The organism is Pseudooceanicola marinus, assembly GCF_002786295.1.
GTDB lineage: Bacteria > Pseudomonadota > Alphaproteobacteria > Rhodobacterales > Rhodobacteraceae > Pseudooceanicola > Pseudooceanicola marinus.
The window spans coordinates 195,215-213,555 of the sequence record NZ_PGTC01000015.1; the positions used below are offsets into that span (position 1 = coordinate 195,215).

The 18,341-nt window shown below is 67.6% G+C and carries 17 protein-coding genes; 10 read left to right on the plus strand and 7 right to left on the minus strand.

Features of this window, described 5'->3' with window-relative positions:
- Positions 1–61: 61 nt before the first annotated feature.
- Genes CVM50_RS10210 through CVM50_RS10220 form a run of 3 tightly spaced genes read left to right on the plus strand, consistent with a single transcriptional unit; the run spans position 62 to position 4,420 of the window.
- Positions 62–2,158 (plus strand): 3-hydroxyacyl-CoA dehydrogenase NAD-binding domain-containing protein, encoded by a 2,097-nt coding sequence (locus CVM50_RS10210; RefSeq protein ID WP_085889092.1) that lies wholly within the window; start codon positions 62–64, stop codon positions 2,156–2,158.
- A 13-nt stretch (positions 2,159–2,171) separates the two neighbouring features.
- The gene (locus CVM50_RS10215) at positions 2,172–3,356 is read left to right on the plus strand and encodes an acyl-CoA dehydrogenase family protein (protein WP_085889091.1); all 1,185 of its coding nucleotides are present in this window, start codon (positions 2,172–2,174) and stop codon (positions 3,354–3,356) included.
- Positions 3,357–3,358: 2 nt separating this feature from the next.
- On the plus strand, positions 3,359–4,420 hold the full coding sequence (locus CVM50_RS10220) for an acyl-CoA dehydrogenase family protein (protein ID WP_085889090.1): 1,062 nt from the start codon (positions 3,359–3,361) through the stop codon (positions 4,418–4,420).
- A 91-nt stretch (positions 4,421–4,511) separates the two neighbouring features.
- On the opposite strand, the gene CVM50_RS10225 is transcribed toward CVM50_RS10220, so the two are convergent.
- Together CVM50_RS10225 and mutY are read right to left on the minus strand one after the other, a co-directional pair.
- Positions 4,512–5,651 carry an alkane 1-monooxygenase gene (locus tag CVM50_RS10225; protein ID WP_085889089.1) on the minus strand — a complete coding sequence of 380 codons (1,140 nt, stop codon included), beginning with the start codon at positions 5,649–5,651 and terminating at the stop codon, positions 4,512–4,514.
- 26 nt (positions 5,652–5,677) lie between these two features.
- Positions 5,678–6,742: an A/G-specific adenine glycosylase gene (mutY, locus tag CVM50_RS10230; RefSeq protein ID WP_085889088.1), complete on the minus strand. Its 1,065-nt coding sequence runs from the start codon at positions 6,740–6,742 to the stop codon at positions 5,678–5,680.
- A gap of 143 nt (positions 6,743–6,885) precedes the next feature.
- On the opposite strand from mutY, the gene CVM50_RS10235 reads away from it, so the two are divergent.
- Both CVM50_RS10235 and CVM50_RS10240 read left to right on the plus strand, forming a co-directional pair.
- Positions 6,886–7,398, plus strand: coding sequence for a DUF721 domain-containing protein (locus CVM50_RS10235; RefSeq protein ID WP_085889087.1), 513 nt, complete (start codon positions 6,886–6,888; stop codon positions 7,396–7,398).
- A gap of 16 nt (positions 7,399–7,414) precedes the next feature.
- A complete protein-coding gene (locus CVM50_RS10240; RefSeq protein WP_085889086.1) occupies positions 7,415–8,092 on the plus strand; it encodes a DsbA family protein in 678 nt (225 codons plus the stop codon).
- A 136-nt stretch (positions 8,093–8,228) separates the two neighbouring features.
- Here the strand turns inward: CVM50_RS10240 and CVM50_RS10245 are convergent, their stop codons facing one another.
- The gene (locus CVM50_RS10245; protein WP_085889085.1) at positions 8,229–9,251 is read right to left on the minus strand and encodes an NADP-dependent oxidoreductase; all 1,023 of its coding nucleotides are present in this window, start codon (positions 9,249–9,251) and stop codon (positions 8,229–8,231) included.
- 156 nt (positions 9,252–9,407) lie between these two features.
- Here CVM50_RS10245 and smpB point away from each other — a divergent pair, with 156 nt between their 5' ends.
- The 4 genes from smpB (at position 9,408) to CVM50_RS10265 (ending at position 12,706) form a co-directional block, all read left to right on the plus strand.
- Positions 9,408–9,881 carry an SsrA-binding protein SmpB gene (smpB, locus tag CVM50_RS10250; RefSeq protein WP_085889084.1) on the plus strand — a complete coding sequence of 158 codons (474 nt, stop codon included), beginning with the start codon at positions 9,408–9,410 and terminating at the stop codon, positions 9,879–9,881.
- Positions 9,882–9,960: 79 nt separating this feature from the next.
- Complete coding sequence (gene sseA, locus CVM50_RS10255; RefSeq protein ID WP_085889083.1) at positions 9,961–10,812, plus strand: 3-mercaptopyruvate sulfurtransferase; 852 nt, start codon at positions 9,961–9,963, stop codon at positions 10,810–10,812.
- Positions 10,813–10,819: 7 nt separating this feature from the next.
- Positions 10,820–12,004, plus strand: a complete 1,185-nt coding sequence (locus tag CVM50_RS10260) for an amino acid aminotransferase (RefSeq protein ID WP_085889082.1) — start codon at positions 10,820–10,822, stop codon at positions 12,002–12,004.
- 114 nt (positions 12,005–12,118) lie between these two features.
- The gene (locus CVM50_RS10265; protein ID WP_085889081.1) at positions 12,119–12,706 is read left to right on the plus strand and encodes a VOC family protein; all 588 of its coding nucleotides are present in this window, start codon (positions 12,119–12,121) and stop codon (positions 12,704–12,706) included.
- Here CVM50_RS10265 and CVM50_RS10270 read toward each other — a convergent pair.
- Together CVM50_RS10270 and dapA are read right to left on the minus strand one after the other, a co-directional pair.
- Positions 12,703–13,518 carry a M90 family metallopeptidase gene (locus CVM50_RS10270; protein ID WP_085889080.1) on the minus strand — a complete coding sequence of 272 codons (816 nt, stop codon included), beginning with the start codon at positions 13,516–13,518 and terminating at the stop codon, positions 12,703–12,705. The genes CVM50_RS10265 and CVM50_RS10270 overlap by 4 nt on opposite strands.
- Positions 13,519–13,724: 206 nt before the next feature.
- Positions 13,725–14,612, minus strand: a complete 888-nt coding sequence (dapA, locus tag CVM50_RS10275) for a 4-hydroxy-tetrahydrodipicolinate synthase (protein WP_085889079.1) — start codon at positions 14,610–14,612, stop codon at positions 13,725–13,727.
- A 149-nt stretch (positions 14,613–14,761) separates the two neighbouring features.
- Here dapA and CVM50_RS10280 point away from each other — a divergent pair, with 149 nt between their 5' ends.
- Entirely contained in the window at positions 14,762–16,765 is a 2,004-nt protein-coding gene (locus tag CVM50_RS10280) for a lytic transglycosylase domain-containing protein (protein ID WP_157792169.1), read from the plus strand.
- Here the strand turns inward: CVM50_RS10280 and CVM50_RS10285 are convergent.
- Both CVM50_RS10285 and mnmD read right to left on the minus strand, forming a co-directional pair.
- Positions 16,730–17,596, minus strand: coding sequence for a DMT family transporter (locus tag CVM50_RS10285; protein WP_085889077.1), 867 nt, complete (start codon positions 17,594–17,596; stop codon positions 16,730–16,732). The genes CVM50_RS10280 and CVM50_RS10285 overlap by 36 nt on opposite strands.
- Positions 17,593–18,297: a tRNA (5-methylaminomethyl-2-thiouridine)(34)-methyltransferase MnmD gene (mnmD, locus tag CVM50_RS10290; RefSeq protein WP_085889076.1), complete on the minus strand. Its 705-nt coding sequence runs from the start codon at positions 18,295–18,297 to the stop codon at positions 17,593–17,595. The genes CVM50_RS10285 and mnmD overlap by 4 nt, the downstream gene beginning before the upstream one ends.
- Between the last annotated feature and the right edge of the window lie 44 nt (positions 18,298–18,341).

The window sequence follows — 18,341 nt, forward strand, 5'->3', positions numbered from 1 at the left end:
CTAACGTCGCTCCTCAATGAGGCGCGGCGGTGGAGGTCGCGCAGGAGAGAGGGAGAACGCCATGGCCGACGGAGCTGTGTCGGAGAACGTCGTTACGACCGAGATTCTGGGCGATGTGGCGCTGGTATGCATCGACAACCCGCCGGTGAATGCCAGCGGTCATGCGGTGCGCGTGGGGCTGGTCGAAGCGATAGAGGCGCTGAATGCCGCAGGCGAGGCGAAGGCCATCGCCATCTGGTGCGCCGGGCGCACCTTCATGGCGGGCGCTGACATCCGCGAGTTCGGCAAGCCGTCGAAACCGCCCGCGCTGCCCGACGTCTTCAACGTGATCGAGGGGAGCGCGATTCCGGTCGTCGCCGTGATGCATGGCACCGCCCTTGGCGGCGGGTTCGAGCTGGGCCTGTGCTGCCACGCGCGCGTCGCCATCGCCGGAAGCAAGGTTGGCCTGCCCGAGGTGCTGATCGGCCTGCTGCCCGGCGCCGGTGGCACGCAGCGCCTGCCGCGTCTGGCCGGCATCCCCTTCGCGCTGGACATGTCCCTGTCGGGCCGCCAGGTGCCGGTGGAAGAGGCGGCGCAAGCGGGCGCCATCGACCGCGTGGTCACGGGCGAGCCGCGCGAGGTGGCGCTGGAGATGGCCCGTGCCGTGGTCGCGGGCGATCTGCCCACCCGCCGCACCGACCAGATCGAGGCCGCCTATGACGCCGAGGCCCTAGCCGAGGCAAAGGCAGCTGCACAGGCGAAGACCCCCAACCTGGTGAACCCGGGCAAATGCGTCGATGCCATCGCCGCCTGCAATCTGCCGCTGCCCGAGGGGCTGAAGGTCGAGCGGCAATGCTTCCTCGACTGCATGGAGACCCCGCAGCGCGCCGGTCTGATCCATGCCTTCTTCGGCGAACGCGCCGTGTCGAACATCCCCGAGGCCAAGGGCCCGTCGCGTGAGGTGCAGACCGTCGGCGTGATCGGCGGCGGCACCATGGGATCGGGCATCGCCACCGCCTGCCTGTCTGCGGGCCTGAACGTGGTGCTGGTCGAGGTCGCGCAAGAGGGGCTGGACCGGGGCGTGGCGACCATCGGCAAGAACCTCGACGGCGCGGTGAAACGCGGCAAGATGAGCGCGGAGAAGAAGGACGCCGCGCTAGCCCGCCTGACCCCCGAACTCGACCTGGACGCCCTGGCTGAGGTCGATCTTGTGATCGAGGCGGTCTTCGAGAAGATGGAGGTCAAGCGCGAGATTTTCGGCAAGCTGGATGGGATCTGCAAACCCGGCGCGGTGCTGGCCTCCAACACCTCCTACCTCGACATTAACGAGATCGCGGCGGCTACCTCGCGCCCGTCCGACGTGCTGGGCCTGCATTTCTTCAGCCCGGCCCATGTGATGCGCCTGCTGGAGATCGTGCAGGGCGACAAGACCGCGCCCGAGGTGCTGGCCACCGGCTTTGCCCTGGCGAAGACGCTGAAGAAGGTCGGCGTGCTGGCGCAGGTCTGCGACGGCTTTATCGGCAACCGCATCCTGGCCCACTATGGCCTCTGTTCCGGCTACCTGGTGTTGGATGGCGCCAGCCCGCAACAGGTGGACCGCGCGCTGGAGGACTTCGGCTTTGCCATGGGCCCCTACAAGGTCAGCGATTTGGCGGGCCTCGACATCGGCTGGATGACGCGCAAGCGCAAGGCGGGCGACCGGGATCCGGCGGAACGCTACGCCGGCGACATCCCCGACCGCATCTGCGAACAGGGCTGGTTCGGGCGCAAGACCGGCAAGGGCTATTACCTCTATGACGCTGGCGCCCCGGTGCCCAACCCCGAGGTGGCCGAGATCATCGAGGCGGTGCGCGCCGAGAAGGGCATCACGCCGCGCGATTTCACCGACCAGGAGATCGTCGATCGCTACATGACCGCGATGATCGTGGAGGCCGCCCGCGTGGTCGAGGACGGCACCGCCAAGCGCCCCCTCGACGTCGATATGGTCTTCCTCTTCGGCTACGGCTTCCCGCGCTTCCGCGGCGGGCCGCTGCACTACGCCGATACCCTGGGGGCGGCAGAGATCGTCGCCCGGATCGAGCGCTACGCCGAGGAAGACCCGCATTACTGGCAGGTGCCCGACATCCTGCGCCGCATGGCGGCCGAGGGCACCAGCTTCGCCGATTTGAACAAGGCTTGACTGGGGATAAGACATGGATCTGAGTTTCACGGCCGAAGAACAGGCCTTCCGCGAAGAGGTACGTGCCTTCTTCGCCGCAAACCTGCCCGATGACATCCGCGACGCGGTGCGCAAGGGGGGCGAGCTGACCAAGGACATCATGGACCGCTACCACGCGATCCTGAACGAGAAGGGCTGGCTGGCCACCACATGGCCGGTCGAGTTCGGCGGCCCCGGCTGGTCCCCGGTCGAGCGGCATATCTTCGAGGAGGAGGCCTGCCGCGCCTATGCGCCGCGCATCGTGCCCTTCGGCCTGGCGATGCTGGGCCCGGTGCTGATGCAGTTCGGCTCGGAAGAGCAGCAGCAGGAATATCTGCCGCGCATCCTGTCGGGCGAGGACTGGTGGTGCCAGGGCTATTCCGAACCCGGCGCCGGGTCGGACCTGGCGTCGTTGAAAACCCGCGCCGTGCGCGATGGCGACCATTACGTGATCAACGGTCAGAAGACCTGGACGACGCTGGGCCAGCACGCCAACCGCATCTTCTGCCTGGTCCGCACGGACCCGGATGTGAAGCCGCAGAAGGGCATCAGCTTCATCCTCGTAGATCTGGACACCCCCGGTATCGAAATGCGCCCGATCAAGCTGATCGAGGGCGGGCACGAAGTGAACGAGGTCTTCTTCACCGACGTCCGCGTGCCGGTGGAAAACCTGGTCGGCGAAGAGAACATGGGCTGGACCATCGCCAAGTTCCTGCTGACCCACGAACGCACCAATATCGCCGGGGTCGGCTTCTCCATGCAGTCGCTGGAAGAGGTGAAGGCGCTGGCACGGCAGGTGAAACGCAATGGTCGCCCCCTGATCGAGGATCCGCTGTTTGCCGCCCGCGTGGCCCAGGTGGAGATCGACCTGGAGGCGATGAAGATCACCAACCTGCGGATGCTCTACAAGGCGCAGCAGCAGGGGGCGCCGGGGCCGGAAACCTCGATCCTGAAGATCAAGGGCACGGTCATCGCACAAGAGCTGAAGGATCTGGCCCGCCGGGCTCTCGGTCCGGCCGCCGCGCCCTTCCCGGGCATGCTGTCGGCCAACCTCGCGCCCGCGCCGGAAGACGCTGCGCACAACGCGGCACGCTACTTCAACAACCGCAAGACCTCGATCTACGGTGGGTCCAACGAGATCCAGCGGAACATCCTGACCAAGACCATGCTGGAGCTGTAACGATGGATTTCTCCCTGACCGAAGACCGGCAGATGCTGTCGGACAGCCTGACCCGCTACCTGCGGGAGAAATACCCGATGGAGGCGCGCAATGCTGCCGCCTATGCCGAGCCCTTCCATGCGCCGGCGCATTGGGAGGGCCTCAGCGAGCTGGGCGCGCTCTTTGCCCTGGCGCCCGAGGAGGCCGGTGGCTTTGGCGGCACCGGCTTCGACGTCTCGGTGGTCTTCGAGGCGCTTGGCGGCGCGCTCTGTCCCGAGCCGGTGCTGGCCGCGCTGATGGCCTCGCGCCTGATGACCGCCGCCGGCGAGGACCAGGAGGCGCTGCTGTCAGGTGCGGTGAAATATGCCGTGGCCATTGGCGAGATCGACGCCTGGTATGACGTCGATGCCGTGGCGACCGAGGCCGTGGCCTCGGGCGAGGGTCACGCGCTGACGGGCCGCAAGTCGGTGGTCTACGGCGGCCAGGTGGCCGAGAAGCTGCTGGTGGCGGCCCGGCTGGACGGCAAGGTGGCCCTGTTCGAGGTGGCGGCCGAGGCGGCCTCGGTCACCGGCTACGGCATGATCGACGGCGGCGGTGCGGCGGAAGTTGTGCTGGACGCCACCCCGGGACGCTTGCTGATCGCAGATGCAGGGACGGCCCTGGCTGATGCGGTCAACGCCGGGATCGTGGCGCTTTGTTCCGAGGCCGTGGGGGCGATGGATGCGCTTTACGCCATGACGCTGGACTACCTGCGCACCCGCAAGCAGTTCGGCGTGGCCATCGGCCAGTTCCAGGCGCTGCAACACCGCTCCGTCGACATGCTGACCGAGATCGAACAGGCCCGTTCCATCACCATCAAGGCCGCCAGCGAGCTGGGCGGGCCCGAGGCCGGGCGCTATGCCTCGATGGCGAAGAACCTGATCGGCCGCGCCGGGCGTCTTGTGGCGGAGGAGGCGATCCAGATGCACGGCGGGATCGCGATGACCTGGGAATATCCCGGCTCGCATTACGCCAAGCGGCTGGTGATGATCGACGCCCAGCTGGGCGATACCGACTACCACCTGTCGCGCGTGATGGCCGCCTGAGCCTTGGGCTGCACCCGGGCCGGGGGCGCTGCCCCCGGACCCCCGGGGGGAGTCGCTTCGCAGAAGCGGCGGGGGGCAGAGCCCCCCTTGCCTACCCCGGCAGGCCTTCATGGCGGCCAGTCTTGTAGGGCGTCCAGTCGGTGATCTCGGGATAGTACATTTGCCGCCACAGCCGCACGCGCGGGTTCATGCGCCGCCGCCACAGCGGCGGGATCATCGCCAGCATGGTCATCAGCGGATAGCCGTGCGGCAGCTCCGGCGCCTCGCCATCGGTATAGGTCTGCAGAAGCGGAAAGCGGCGGTCGGGCTTGTAGTGGTGGTCCGAGTGGCGCTGCAGGTTGATCAGCAGCCAGTTCGTCGCCCTGTGCGAGGCGTTCCAGCTGTGATGCGGCTTCACATGCTCGAACTTGCCATTCCCGAGGTATTTCCGCGTCAGCCCGTAGTGTTCGACGTAATTCGTCAGCTCCAGCATCCAGACGGCGATGAAGGCCTGGTAGAGGAACAGCAACAGCCCCGGCAGGCCGCCGAGGATCAGCGCGATCAGCAGCATGGCCCCCTGAAGCGCGGCGTAGCGCCAGAAGGGGTTGCGACGGTCGGTGGGCGGCAGGTCCTTGCGTTTCAGCCGTGCCACCTCGGTCTTCCAGGCGGAGCGCGGGCAGTCGCGCAGCACGCGCCAGAAGTAATGCGGGAAGCTCTCGTTGTAGCGCGCCGTCACCGCATCGCGGGGGGTGCCGACGGCCACGTGATGCACCAGCAGGTGCTCGCTGCGGAAATGGGAATAAAGCGTCATCGCCAGCAGGATGTCCGCCAGCCAGCGTTCGCGCTTGTTGGTCTGGTGCATCAGCTCGTGGCTGTAGACGATGCCGATGGCGCCGCACATCAGGCCGATGCCGTAGAACAGCACGATCACCTCCAGCAGGCCCAGGGTCTCGGTCTGGCGGGTGTACCAGATCGCCCAGAAAAGCGTGACGAATTGCACAGGTGCCCAGATCAGCGTGATGGCGCGATACCAGAAGAGGTCGTCCACCGATCTGTCGGGATCGGCGTTCTCGGTGTTCAGGCCCAGCAGGCGATCCAGCAGGGAAAAGAGGCCCAGCCCGTAGAGCGGCGCCAGCAGGACGGTCCAACCGCCGTAGACCGTGCCGATGACGATCAGCGGCACCATGAGCAGCGACAGCCAGAAGGGCGCCGCGCGGGTGAAGGTGGAGATGCCTTGCGAAGTGCTCATCATGTGCCCTCCCGGGGCGAAGACGCGCGTCAGCTCATGTCTACGAAGCTGGCGCGGGCCAGGTCAAATGCCTTTCGCATCACGGTGGGCAGATCCGAGGGGCGGAACTGCTCTGGCGGCAGGAACTGCCCGCGTTCGGGGTTGCTGCCCCGGGGCAGGTCGGCCACGCGGATGGCCAGGCGCAGGTGGAAATGGGTGAAGGTATGCAGGGCCTCGGCGCCCGGGTCGCGCCAGTCCGCCTCCACCGGGGGGCTGTGTTCCGGCACCTCCTCGGCCCAGTCGGAGCCGGGCCAGCACAGCATGCCGCCCAGAAGCCCCTTGTCGGGGCGGGTTTCCAGCAGGAAGGCGCCATCGGCGCGGCGCGCGATGTAGGCGACGCCAACCCGGGTGGGCTTGGGTTTCTTCGGGGTCTTCTTCGGCAGTTCGGCCGCGGTGCCGGCGGCGCGGGCGGCGCAGGGCGCGACCCAGGGGCAGATGCCGCAAGCGGGCGAACGGGGGCTGCAGATCGTGGCGCCCAGGTCCATCACCGCCTGGGCGTAGTCGCCGGGGCGGTCCCCGGGCGTCATCAGGGCGGCCTTCTCCGTCAGCTCGGGCTTGGCCGCGGGCAGGGGTGTGTGGATGTCGAAAAGCCGCGCCATGACCCGTTCGACGTTGCCATCCACCACCGTTTCGGCCCGGTTGAAGGCGATCGAGGCGATGGCGGCGGCGGTATAGGGGCCGATGCCGGGCAGTTTCAGCAGCGCCTCGCGGTTGTCGGGGAACTGGCCATTGTGCTCGGCCACCACCACCCGGGCGCATTTCAGCAGGTTGCGGGCGCGGGCGTAGTAGCCCAGGCCCGCCCATTCGCCCATCACCCGGGCATCGTCGGCGGCGGCCAGGTCTTGCACGGTCGGCCAGAGGGTGGTGAAACGGGTGAAATACTCCTTCACCGCGGCCACCGTGGTCTGCTGAAGCATGACCTCCGACATCCAGATGTGATAGGGGTCGGGGCGGTGGCCGGCTCGGCTTTCGGCCGGGGGCACGCGCCAGGGCAGGGCCCTTGCGTGTTGGTCGTACCAGGAAAGAAGATCCGCCGCTTGCGCCGTGTCACGCATTCTTTATGCCTCGTCAGGGGCGGGCACGGCCTTTCAGGCTGGCGTGCCCGTTTGCGGTGACTAGAATAGTGCGGGCCGGGGGGATGCAACCCTTCGGCGCAAGGTTTTCCCGGCGGCCCGGCAAGAGCGAAAGGCCCGACGCAATGGCGCGACGCGCGACCTCGACCTATGGTTTCAAGCGGACCTACGGCCTGCTGGAGACCCGCATCCGCAAGGCCGGTGAGGCCCGCGGCTTTGCCGTGTCGCGGCTGCTGACCCATTGGGAAGAGATCGCTGGCAGCGACATCGCTGCCATGGCCCGCCCGGTCGAGGTGAAATATGGCCGCGGTGCCATGGGGGCCACGCTGGTCCTGCTGACCACCGGCGCCCATGCCCCGGTGCTGGAAATGGAGAAGGAACGCCTGCGCGCCAAGGTCAACGGCGTCTACGGCTACAACGCCATTTCGCGCGTGCGCATCACCCAGACCGCGCGCACCGGGTTCGAGGAAGGCCGCGTCGCCTTCGCGCGCAGCCAGGCCAGTTACACTCCGCCGCCGCCTCCGCCCGAGGTGGTTGCGAAGGCCCACGAGGTGGCCGAGGGTGTCGCCGATACCGGCCTGAAGGATGCGCTGGAGCGGCTGGCCCAGAACGTTTTGAACAAGACAAACAGGACTTGAGAAAGGACGACCCATAATGGATCGCAGGTTCCTCATCGGAGGCGGCGCTGCCGTCGTCGCAGCCGCCGCCGGGAGCGGCATCTGGTACATGAACCGCCCGGCCGAGGCCCAGACCCAGGTCAACGCCGGGGCGGCCAGCCCCGAGCTGGACGAGATCGACACCTCCTCCGTGGTGGAGATGGCCCTGGGCGCCGAGGATGCGCCGGTGACGATGGTGGAATACGCCTCCTTCACCTGCCCGCATTGCGCCGATTTCCACGAGCGCGTCTTCAACCGGCTGAAGACGGATTACATCGACACCGGCAAGGTGCGGTTCATCTACCGCGATGTCTATTTCGACCGTTACGGCCTCTGGGCCTCGATGATTGCGCGCTGTGCGGGGCCGGACAAGTTCTTCGGCCTGGCGTCGATGTACTACAAGTCGCAGGACACCTGGCTGCGCGGCGCCGAGAGCGAGGCGCAGATCGCCGACAACCTGCGCAAGATCGGGCGGCTGGCCGGCATGGACGATGCCACGCTGGAGGAATGCCTGAACGACGTGGACATGGCCCGCACCCTGACCGCCTGGTATCAGAAGAACGCCCAGGCGGATGAAATCAACGCCACGCCGACCCTGCTGATCGACGGCGAGAAGCATTCGAACATGACCTACGCCGACCTGCAGGAAATCCTGGACGGCAAGCTGGAAGGCTGACTTCGGCCCTTTCCGCAGCAAATGAGAGGCGCGGCCCGCAGGGGGCGCGCCTTTTATTTTTCCGGGGGCTTCGGTCGCGGCCGCAGCTCTGACGGCGCGCGACTGGCGGGCGAGTGCCTCCGCCCGCCGGAGCGCCTCAGAGCTTCACCACCTGCTTCCCGGTGTTGCCGCCCTTGAGCATCGAGAAGAAGGCCTTGGGGGTGTTTTCCAGCCCCTCGGCCACGTCTTCGAGGTAGGAGACCTGGCCCGATTTGACCAACGGCGTGACTTCCGTCAGGAAGTCGCCGAAGCGGTCGGTGTGGTCGGTCTGCAGCAGGCCCTGGATCGTCAGCCGTTTCACCAGCGCCATGCGCCAGACCTTCTGCAGCGGGATGGAGCCGGTCTCGTCCGTCTCGCCCGAGTACCAGGCGATCATGCCGCAGACGATGATCCGTCCGTGCAGGTTCATCAGCGGAAGGACACCGCCCAGGACCGGCCCGCCGACGTTCTCGAAATAGACGTCGATGCCGTCAGGCGCGGCCTCGGCCAGGGCGCCACGCATCGCCTTGGCGTCGCCATGGACGCGGTGGTCAATGGCGGCATCGAAGCCGAAGCGATCGGTCAGCAGGCCAACCTTTTCCGGGCCGCCGGCGATGCCCACGGTGCGCAGGCCCTTCAGTTTCGCCAGCTGGCCCACCATGGAGCCGACGGGGCCGGTGGCGGCGGCGACGGCCAGGGTCTCGCCCTTCTTCAGCTTGCCATAGGCCTCCAGCCCGGCCCAGGCGGTGAAGCCCGGCATGCCCAGCACGCCGAGCGCGGTGGAGGGCGGCAACTCGGGGTCGAGCTTGCGGCAGGCCTTGGCGGGGGCCACGCCATGGCTGGCCCAGCCGAAGTAGCCCAGCACCAGGTCGCCGGGTGCGAAGGCATCGCTGCGGCTTTCCAGGACCTCGCCCACGGCGCCACCGCCCATGGTCTCGTCCAGCTTCTGCGGCTCGGCGTAGCTGGCCACGTCGTCCATGCGGCCGCGCATGTAGGGGTCCAGCGACAGGTGGGTCACCTTCACCAGGATCTCGCCCTCGCCGGGGCTGGGCAGGGGGATCTCTTCCAGCCGGAAATCCTCCTCCACAGGGAAGCCATCGGGACGGCGCGCCTGGACGATCCGTTGCATCGTGTCGGTCATCTTGAAATCCTTTCCTTTGCACACAGGTTAAGGCATCCGGCGGTCGCGACAACCCGCTTTGCGGAAATGATTTCCGCGAAGCTGAGGCTCGCCGATGGTGGAGCGGAAACCCCCGGATGGACAGTGCCCGCCCGGCTGGCGTAAAGAGGCCCGATCATGGCGAAGAAACCAGACAACCCGAATTACAAGGTCATCGCGGAGAACCGCCGCGCCCGTTTCGATTACGCGATCGAGGACGATCTGGAGTGTGGGATCCAGCTGCAGGGCTCCGAGGTGAAAAGCCTGCGCACGGGCCAGTCCAACATCGCCGAAAGCTATGCGGCGGTGGAGGACGGCGAGCTGTGGCTGGTCAATTCCTACATCGCCCCCTACGAGCAGGCGATGTTCGGCCACGAGGATCGCCGTCGGCGCAAGCTGCTGGTTTCTAAGAAGGAACTGGCGAACCTGTGGAATGCGACGCAGCGCAAGGGGATGACCCTGGTGCCGCTGGTTCTCTACTTCAACCATCGCGGCATGGCGAAGGTGAAGATCGGCATCGCCAAGGGCAAGAAGAACCACGACAAGCGCGCGACCGAGGCCAAACGCGACTGGAACCGGCAGAAGCAGCGCCTGCTGAAGGAACAGCACTGACGCGCCGCCCCGGGCTTTTCCTTGCCTTGTGCGGGCAGGGGGGCTAGGGAATCGGCGGTTTTCATCGGAGAGGCGCATCATGCAGGACGACCCGCGGATACTGGTTTCCACCGACTGGCTGGCCGATCACCTGAAGGATCCCGACCTGCGGATCCTCGACGCCAGCCTGTTCCTGCCCGGCACCGACCGCGACGCGCGGGCCGAGTACGAGGCCGCGCATATCCCCGGCGCCCGCTTCTTCGACATCGACGAGATCAGCGACCAGCGTTCGGAACTGCCACACATGGTGCCGACGGTGGAGAAGTTCATGTCGCGCATGCGGGCCATGGGCGTGGGCGATGGCCATCAGGTTGTCGTCTACGACAGCCAGGGCCTGTTTTCCGCCGCGCGTGTCTGGTGGACCTTCCGCCTGATGGGCCAGTTCGACATCGCCGTGCTGGACGGCGGTCTGCCCAAGTGGGTCGCCGAGGGCCGCGAGGTCGAGGACATGGACCCGGTGATCCGCGATCGCCACATGACCGTGCGCCGCCAGAACCAGATGGTGAAGGACGTGACCCAGGTCAGCGCCGCCGCCAAGCTGGGCGACTACGAGATCGTGGATGCCCGCGCGGCTGAGCGGTTCCGCGGCGAAGTGGCCGAACCGCGCGCCGGCCTGCGCTCGGGGCATATCCCCGGGGCCAAGAACGTGCCCTATACCGCCCTGCTGAACGACGACAAGACGATGAAGGATCCGGCGGGCATCCGCGGTGTCTTCGAGGGGGCCGGCGTCGATCTGAAGAAGCCTGTCATCGCCTCCTGCGGATCGGGCGTGACGGCCTGTGTCCTGGCCTTGGCGCTGGAACGGATCGGCAAGACGGACCATGCAGTTTACGACGGCTCCTGGACCGAGTGGGGGGCCTTCCCCACCCTGCCTGTGGCCACCGGAGAGTGAGAGAAAAATGTTCGAGAACCTCAAGGAACAACCCGCCGACAAGATCCTGGCCCTGATGGAAATGTATCGCGCCGACCCGCGCGAGCAGAAAGTCGACCTGGGCGTCGGTGTCTACAAGAACGCCGAGGGCGTGACCCCGGTGATGCGCGCGGTGAAGGCCGCGGAGAAGCGCATCTGGGAAGAGCAGACCTCGAAGAGCTACACCGGCCTGGCCGGCGAGCCGCTGTTCATCGAGGCGATCCGCAAGCTGGTGCTGGCCGATGCCGTCGCGCCCGAGCAGGTCGCCGGCGTGACCACCCCCGGCGGCACCGGCGCCGTGCGCCAGGCCTTCGAGTTGATCAAGATGGCCAACCCCGGCGCCCGCGTCTTCGTGTCGGATCCGACCTGGCCGAACCACCTGTCGATCCTGAAGTACCTCGGTATCGAAACCGTGCCCTACCGCTACTTCGACAGCACCACCGGCGGCATCAACTTCGACGGCATGATCGAGGATCTGCAGGCGGCGCGTCCGGGCGATGTGGTGCTGCTGCACGGCTGCTGCCACAACCCGACGGGTGCCAACCTGACGCTGGAGCAGTGGAAGAAGGTCGTCGAGACGCTGAACGCCACCGAGGCGCTGCCGATGATCGACATCGCCTACCAGGGCTTCGGCGATGGCCTGGACGAGGATGCCGCGGCGACCCGCTACGTCGCCGCCAACGTGCCCGAACTGCTGATCGCCGCCTCCTGCTCGAAGAACTTCGGCATCTACCGCGAACGCACCGGCCTGCTGATGGCCGTGTCGAAGGACGCGGGCAAGACCAAGGTCAACCAGGGCACCCTGGCCTACCTGAACCGCCAGAACTATTCCTTCCCGCCGGATCACGGCGCCCGCATCGTCGCCACCATCCTGCATGACGAGGAACTGACGGCGATGTGGAAGGAAGAGCTGGAAGAGGTCCGCCTGGGCATGCTGGAGCTGCGCAAGCAGCTGGCGGCCGAACTGGCGCGGCTGACCAACTCCGACCGGTTCGCCTTCCTGGCCGAGCACCGCGGCATGTTCTCGCGCCTGGGCTGCTCGACCGAAGAGGTCGAGAAGATGCGCGACGAGAGCGGCATCTACATGGTCGGCGACAGCCGCATGAACATCGCCGGTCTGAACACCAAGACCGTGCCGATCCTGGCCAAGGCCATCATCGACGCCGGCATCTGATCCGGGCCGTCTGGGAAATGGTGCGCGGGTTCGCAGGTGACTGTGGACCCGCTGCGTTGACCAGAACGCGCGTCTGGCCGACGATCTTCCGCAGAACAAGCGGAGGAGACGGCCATGCGCAAACTACAGGTTCAGGGGGTACACCACATCACCCTCACCGGAGCCGACCGGCAGACCAGCATCGATTTCTGGGAGGGGGTGCTGGGCATGCCCTTCGTCTTCGATCAGCCCAACCTGGATGACCCGAACCAGGGGCATCTCTATTTCGACCCCGGCGACGGGCGGCTGATCACCATCTTCACCAACGAGGACCGCACAGCGGTGCATGACCGGACGCCGATGGATCCCGGCTGCGTGCATCACCTGGCCTTCAACGTCTCGGCGGCGAGTTTCGCCCAGGCCGTGACGCGGCTGGATGAACGCGGGATCAAGCATTCGGGCGTGAAGGACCGCGGCTTCATGGATTCGATCTATTTCAAGGATCCGCTGGGTCTGCTGATCGAACTGGCCAGCTACAAGTTCTTTCCCCCCGAGGGATCGACCCATGCCGAGGTCCTGCTGGAGGCGCACCGCATCCGCGTCGCGCGTGGCGACTACAACATCGCCGAAGAGCACCTGGCCGATGCGATCGAGCTGATCGTGGAACGCCGCACCGACACCCTGTCCGACAGCCGCGCGCCCGCCGATCCCTACCGGCGCTAGGGCTGTCGCCAGCTGGCCGGGTCCAGCGCGAAGAACCGCGCCAGCTGGTCATAGACCTCCGGCGCGTGGTCCCGGACGCGGTGCGGGGTCTCGAAGAAGGCCTCGACCGCCACGGCAAAGAACTCCTGCGGGCCCTCGGCGCCATAGGGGTCGAACAGCGTGTGGCGGTGGTTCTGCACCCGGTAGAGGTGCTGGGCATAGGCCTCGTCGAAGACATGGCGCCATTCGGCATGGCTCTGGCCCGGGGCCAGGTCCGGCATGCCGTCGGTGGCGCCAGACAGGTCGTCCAGCTGATGCGCGAACTCGTGGAAGACCACGTTGTGCCCGTCGTGGGCCATTTCCGCGCCGTGCTGCGCATCGGCCCAGGACAGGACCACCGGCCCGCGCGCCCAACTTTCGCCGCTGCGCACCGTCTCGCGTTCCGTCACCACGTAGCCGTCATGGTCCTTCATCTTCGAGCGGAAGGCATCGGGGTAGACCAGCACGCTGCGCAGGGTCTCGTACCAGGCGCCGGAATTGGCGATCAGCAGGCAAGCCTGGGCGGCGATGGACAGGCGCATGGCGTCCGTCACCTCCAGCCCGTTGCAGCCGGTAAATTCCACCTGATCGAGGAAATCGACCATGCGCGCCTCGAAGGCGGGGCGCACCTCGGCGGGCAGGGCGCGCGACAGGGGTACCTCCTCGGCGACGATGGCGCGCTGCGCCTCGGTCAGCCCGGCGTCGCGCCGGGTCTGCCGGGCCCGGCGACGCAGGGCCAGCACGCCCACAAGGGCCGCGACAAGGATCAGGACGACAAGCAGGAACTCGATCATGGGGCCCTCGGAAGTTGCCTCTTCTACCTAGTCACCCGGCGTGCGAAAGACAAAGACCCGCGGAGGCTGCGCATCACGCCCCTCCCACCCGATAGCCAAAAATACTCAAACACCACGGACCCGTCCGGGCCGGCCCGCGCAGAAGGGGGCCGAAACGAAAAAGGCCGCCCCGAAGGACGGCCCCTGGATCACGTCGCGTGGCGCGCTCAGGCGGCGGCGGTCTCGTAAAGACCGGCGTGCTGCATGGCGGCACGGATCTTCTCCTTCACCGGCTCCGAGGGCTCCAGCAGGGGCAGGCGCACCTCCGGGGAACACAGGCCCAGCTCGGACATGGCGAACTTGGCGCCCGAGACGCCCGGCTCGATGAAGATCGCCTCGTGCAGGGGCAGCAGCAGGTCCTGGTACTCCAGCGCCTTGGCGTAATCGCCCGCGAGCGTTGCCGCCTGCATTTCCGCGCAGAGCTTCGGCGCCACGTTGGCGGTGACCGAGATGCAGCCGACGCCGCCCATGGCGTTGAAGCCCACGGCGGTCGCGTCCTCGCCCGACAGCTGGCAGAAATCGGCCCCGCAGAGCATGCGGGTGAAGGCCACGCGCTCCAGCTTGCCGGTGGCGTCCTTGACGCCGACGATGCGCTCCAGCTTGGCCAGCTCGGCCATGGTCGTGGGCAGCATGTCGATCACCGACCGGCCGGGGATGTTGTAGATCACGATCGGCAGCTCGGCGGCGTCGTGCATCGCGGTGTAATGCGCGATCAACCCGGCCTGGGTCGGCTTGTTGTAATAGGGCGTCACCACCAGGGCGGCATCGGCGCCCACTTCGGCGGCGTGGGAGATCAGGCGCACGCCTTCCTTGGTGTTGTTGGCGCCCGCGCCCGCGATCACCGGAATGCGGCCGGCGGCGTATTTCACCACCTCTTCCACCACGATCTCATGCTCGCGCAGCGACAGGGTGGGCGATTCGCCGGTGGTGCCGACCGGCACGATCCCGTTCGAGCCCTGGGCCACATGCCAGTCCACGAGTTTCTTGAGCGTCACCAGATCCAGCTCGCCGTCCTTGAACGGCGTGACCAGGGCGGGAATCGACCCTTTGAACATGACACGCTCCTTCTAAAAGTGGCGGGTGGCGGAAAACCGCGCGGACCCGGTGGGTGAAACCGCTCTGCCGGATATGTGAGTTGAGAGACAGAGACGGCGCATTATCGTCGTGGTCGCATACCTTCGGAACGGGGCCAAAACAAGTGAGAGTGAGACGATTTCCGGCGGTTTTCGCCCTTTGCACGGCGCTTATGGCGCCTCTCGGCGGGGCTGCGGCAACCCAGGTGACCGGCGACGGCGAACCCTCGCGCATGATGCCGCGCCCCCTGGCCTGGGCGTTCCGGGCCATCGCGCGGGGCGACTGGGACCGCGCGGCGGAGGTGGCGAAACGCGACGGGCCGGTGGCCCAGGAGATCGTGGAATGGGCCCGCCTGCGTGCCGGCGAAGGCACCCCGGTCGACGTGCTGGTCTTCCTCGCCGCCCATCCCGACTGGCCCGGCCTGGACCTGATGCGCCGGAAGAGCGAGCCGGCCTTCGCTGCAGCCTCCGCCGCGCAGGTGCGCGCCTTCTTCGATGGCCAGCCGCCGCAGACGCCCGAAGGCGCCGTGATCTACGCCCGGGCCCTGGCCGCCGGGGGCGACAGCGCCGGCGCGGAGGCGCAGGTGCTGCGCGCCTGGCGCGAAATGCCCATGCCCGCCTCGCTGGAAGAAACCTACCTGGCCGAGTTCGGTTCGGTTCTGGCCCCGCACCATCCCGAGCGCGCCGAGGCGATGTTCTGGGCAGGCGCCCCGGATGATCAGAAACGCATGGCCGCCCATCTGTCCGGACCCGAGGCCGCCCTGTCAGAGGCCCGCCGCCTGGCCCGATCCGGCGCGCCGGAGGCCGCCGAGGCCATCGCGGATCTGCCCCGCGCCGCGCGCGACGATCCGGCGCTGGCCTATGCGCGCTTTCGCGGCGCGCTGGCCGCCGGGCGCGATGACACCGCCCGCGAGATCCTGCTGGCGCAGAGCGAGGTGCCCGGCGGGCTGGGCCGGCCGGAGCTTTGGGGCCCTGAACGCCGCCTCTGGGCGCGACTGACCCTCTTCGACGATGACAAGCCGCAACAGGCCTATGTGCTGGCGGCCCACCACCAGCTGTCGGGTGGCGGCACCTTTGCCGACCTCGAATGGCTGTCGGGCTATATCGCGCTGAAGTGGCTGGAGGATCCGGCAACCGCGCTCAAGCATTTCAGCGCGCTGGAAAAGGGCGTCGACGGCGCCATCTCGCGCGGGCGGGCCTGGTACTGGATCGGCCGCGCGCAGGAGGCTTTGGGCGACACCGCCAAGGCGCAGGTGGCCTATGAGGCCGGCGCGCAGCTGCAGACGACCTATTATGGCCTGCTGTCCGCCGAGAAGGCGGGCGTGCCCTTCGATGCCAGCCTGGCCGGCACCCAGACGCCGCCCGACTGGCGCGGCAGCGCCGTCGAGACGGCAGAGCTGCGCCAGGCCGCCATGTTGCTGACTGCCTCGGGCCAGCCTGCGACGGGGGAGTATTTCCTGATGCACTGGGCCGAAAGCCTCAGTCCCGACGACCTGGGACGTCTGGCGGCCCTGCTGGAGGCGCGCGGCGAGGCGCACCTGGCCGTCCGCCTGGGCAAGCTGGCCGCGCAGGAAAACGTCATCCTGCCGCGGGCCTACTATCCGCTGCATCCGCTGGCAGAGATGCCCCTGCCGATCGCTCCGGAAATGTCCCTGTCCATCGCCCGGCGCGAAAGCGAGTTCGACCCCACCGTCCGCTCTCCGGTCGGCGCGGCGGGGCTGATGCAGCTGATGCCGGGCACCGCGACCCATGTCGCCAACGGGCTGGAGATTGCCCATGATCCCGCCTGGCTGACCGGGGACTGGCGCCACAATGCCACCCTGGGCGGCGCCTACCTGGCCGAGCTGAGCGAGGAGTTCTGGGGCAATGTCGTGCTGATGTCGATCGGTTACAACGCCGGGCCGCATCGCTCCCGCGCCTGGATCGAGGATTACGGCGACCCGCGCGATCCCGACATCGACATCGTCGACTGGATCGAGACGATCCCCTACCGCGAGACCCGCAACTACGTGCAGCGGGTGGCCGAAAGCCTGCCGGTCTACCGCGCCCGGCTGGGGCGCGATCCTCTGCCCATCCCCTTCACCGCTGAGCTTCAGGGATCAACCCTGATGCCGCTCGCGCCACAGGGTGAATAGGCCGGCGGCGATGACGACGGCGGCGCCGAGGGCGACGTTGGGTCGGATCGTCTCGCCGAAGATCGGAATGGCGATCAGCGCGCCGAAGCCGAGCTGGAAATAGGCGAAGGGCTGCACCGCGCTGGCCTCGGCCAGTTCGTAGACGCGGATCAGCAGGTAGTGGCCCGAGGCGCCGGTGATGCAGAGCAAGGCCATCCAGCCCCAGTCCGGCGCCGTCATCGGTTCCCACCACCAGGCGCCCAGCAGGGTCATCACGATGCAGCCGACCGCGCCGGTCCAGAAGAACGATGTGGCCGAGCTGTCGCGCCGCGCCACGTAGCGGTTCAGCAGGCTGTAGGTCGCGAACATGCCGGCGGCGATCAGCGGCAGGATGGCCGCGGGGGCGAAGACGGCCATGCCCGGCTGCAGGATCACCATGACCCCGGCGAAGCCCACGGCGATGGCCGACCAGCGCCGCCAACCCACTTTTTCCCCCAGCACAGGCCCCGACAGGGCGGCGATCAGCAGCGGGTAGGAAATGAACACGGCCTGGGTCTCGATCAGCCCGAGGTGAGTGAACGCCACGACCATCACACAGACCTCCAGCGCCAGCAGGACGCCCCGGATGATCTGCAGCACCGGCTGCGTGGTGGCGGCGGCGGCGCGCACGCCCCCGGCCTTGCGCGTGGCCAGCAGGATAACGAAGGCGGCGAAGAACCAGTAGCGGATCATCACCACCATCCAGGTGTTGTAGGTGCCCGCCAGATGCCGCGACAGCGCATCCTGCGCGGCGAAGATGAAGGTCGTCAGGATCATCAGCCAGATGCCGCGCCGGGTGTCCTGGTCGGTCATGCGCCTTGTCCTTCCATGCTGGCATCCGCATCCGTGTTGGGCCGCTGCGCCCGGGTCATGTGCCGCTTGCGCCCGAAGCCGGGCGCGCGCGTCACCTCGAACCCGGCGGAGGCCAGGGCGCGCCGCACGTGGCCGGCCGCCGTATAGGTCGCCGCCGTGCCGCCCGGGGCGGTGTGGTCATGCACCGCCTGAATCAGGTCCTCGCCCCAAAGCTCGGGGTTCTTCGCGGGCGCGAAGCCGTCGAGGAACCAGGCGTCCGCCCGGCCGTCCCAGGCGGGCAGGGTGTCGCGTGCGTCGCCCACGATCATCTCGAAGGTCAGGTCAGGCAGGGTGAAGGCCGTCTTGCCCAGGTGCGGCGCCAGCTCTTCGGCCAGCTCCGCGATCTCGGGGAAGGCCGCCTGGGCGCGAGCCATGTCGGCGGCCTCCATCGGGTAGGCCTCGAAGGTGGTGAAATGCAGGGGGCCGGTCTGCCCCGTCTCGCGCCACAGTTTCCACACCGCCAGCAGGTTCAGCCCGGTGCCGAAGCCCAACTCGGCCACGTGAAACCCGGTGCCGAACCGCGCGGGCAGGTCGTTGCCGGCCAGGAAGACATGGCCGGTCTCGGCCAGCCCGTTGCCGAGGCTGAAATAGGGGTCGTCGAAGCGGGTGGCGACGGGCACGTCGCCCTCTTTCCACGCCAGCTCGGGTCTCTGGCCCTGCATGGGGCGATCCTCTAGGAAGGGCAAAATCAACGGCAAGATGGAAC

Bases quoted from the DNA above. Each gene is read 5' to 3' on its own strand.
- CVM50_RS10210 (WP_085889092.1), top strand. From the start codon at position 62: ATGGCCGACGGAGCTGTGTCGGAGAACGTCGTTACGACCGAGATTCTG.
- CVM50_RS10215 (WP_085889091.1), top strand. From the start codon at position 2,172: ATGGATCTGAGTTTCACGGCCGAAGAACAGGCCTTCCGCGAAGAGGTA.
- CVM50_RS10220 (WP_085889090.1), top strand. From the start codon at position 3,359: ATGGATTTCTCCCTGACCGAAGACCGGCAGATGCTGTCGGACAGCCTG.
- CVM50_RS10225 (WP_085889089.1), bottom strand. From the start codon at position 5,651: ATGATGAGCACTTCGCAAGGCATCTCCACCTTCACCCGCGCGGCGCCC.
- mutY (WP_085889088.1), bottom strand. From the start codon at position 6,742: ATGCGTGACACGGCGCAAGCGGCGGATCTTCTTTCCTGGTACGACCAA.
- CVM50_RS10235 (WP_085889087.1), top strand. From the start codon at position 6,886: ATGGCGCGACGCGCGACCTCGACCTATGGTTTCAAGCGGACCTACGGC.
- CVM50_RS10240 (WP_085889086.1), top strand. From the start codon at position 7,415: ATGGATCGCAGGTTCCTCATCGGAGGCGGCGCTGCCGTCGTCGCAGCC.
- CVM50_RS10245 (WP_085889085.1), bottom strand. From the start codon at position 9,251: ATGACCGACACGATGCAACGGATCGTCCAGGCGCGCCGTCCCGATGGC.
- smpB (WP_085889084.1), top strand. From the start codon at position 9,408: ATGGCGAAGAAACCAGACAACCCGAATTACAAGGTCATCGCGGAGAAC.
- sseA (WP_085889083.1), top strand. From the start codon at position 9,961: ATGCAGGACGACCCGCGGATACTGGTTTCCACCGACTGGCTGGCCGAT.
- CVM50_RS10260 (WP_085889082.1), top strand. From the start codon at position 10,820: ATGTTCGAGAACCTCAAGGAACAACCCGCCGACAAGATCCTGGCCCTG.
- CVM50_RS10265 (WP_085889081.1), top strand. From the start codon at position 12,119: ATGCGCAAACTACAGGTTCAGGGGGTACACCACATCACCCTCACCGGA.
- CVM50_RS10270 (WP_085889080.1), bottom strand. From the start codon at position 13,518: ATGATCGAGTTCCTGCTTGTCGTCCTGATCCTTGTCGCGGCCCTTGTG.
- dapA (WP_085889079.1), bottom strand. From the start codon at position 14,612: ATGTTCAAAGGGTCGATTCCCGCCCTGGTCACGCCGTTCAAGGACGGC.
- CVM50_RS10285 (WP_085889077.1), bottom strand. From the start codon at position 17,596: ATGACCGACCAGGACACCCGGCGCGGCATCTGGCTGATGATCCTGACG.
- mnmD (WP_085889076.1), bottom strand. From the start codon at position 18,297: ATGCAGGGCCAGAGACCCGAGCTGGCGTGGAAAGAGGGCGACGTGCCC.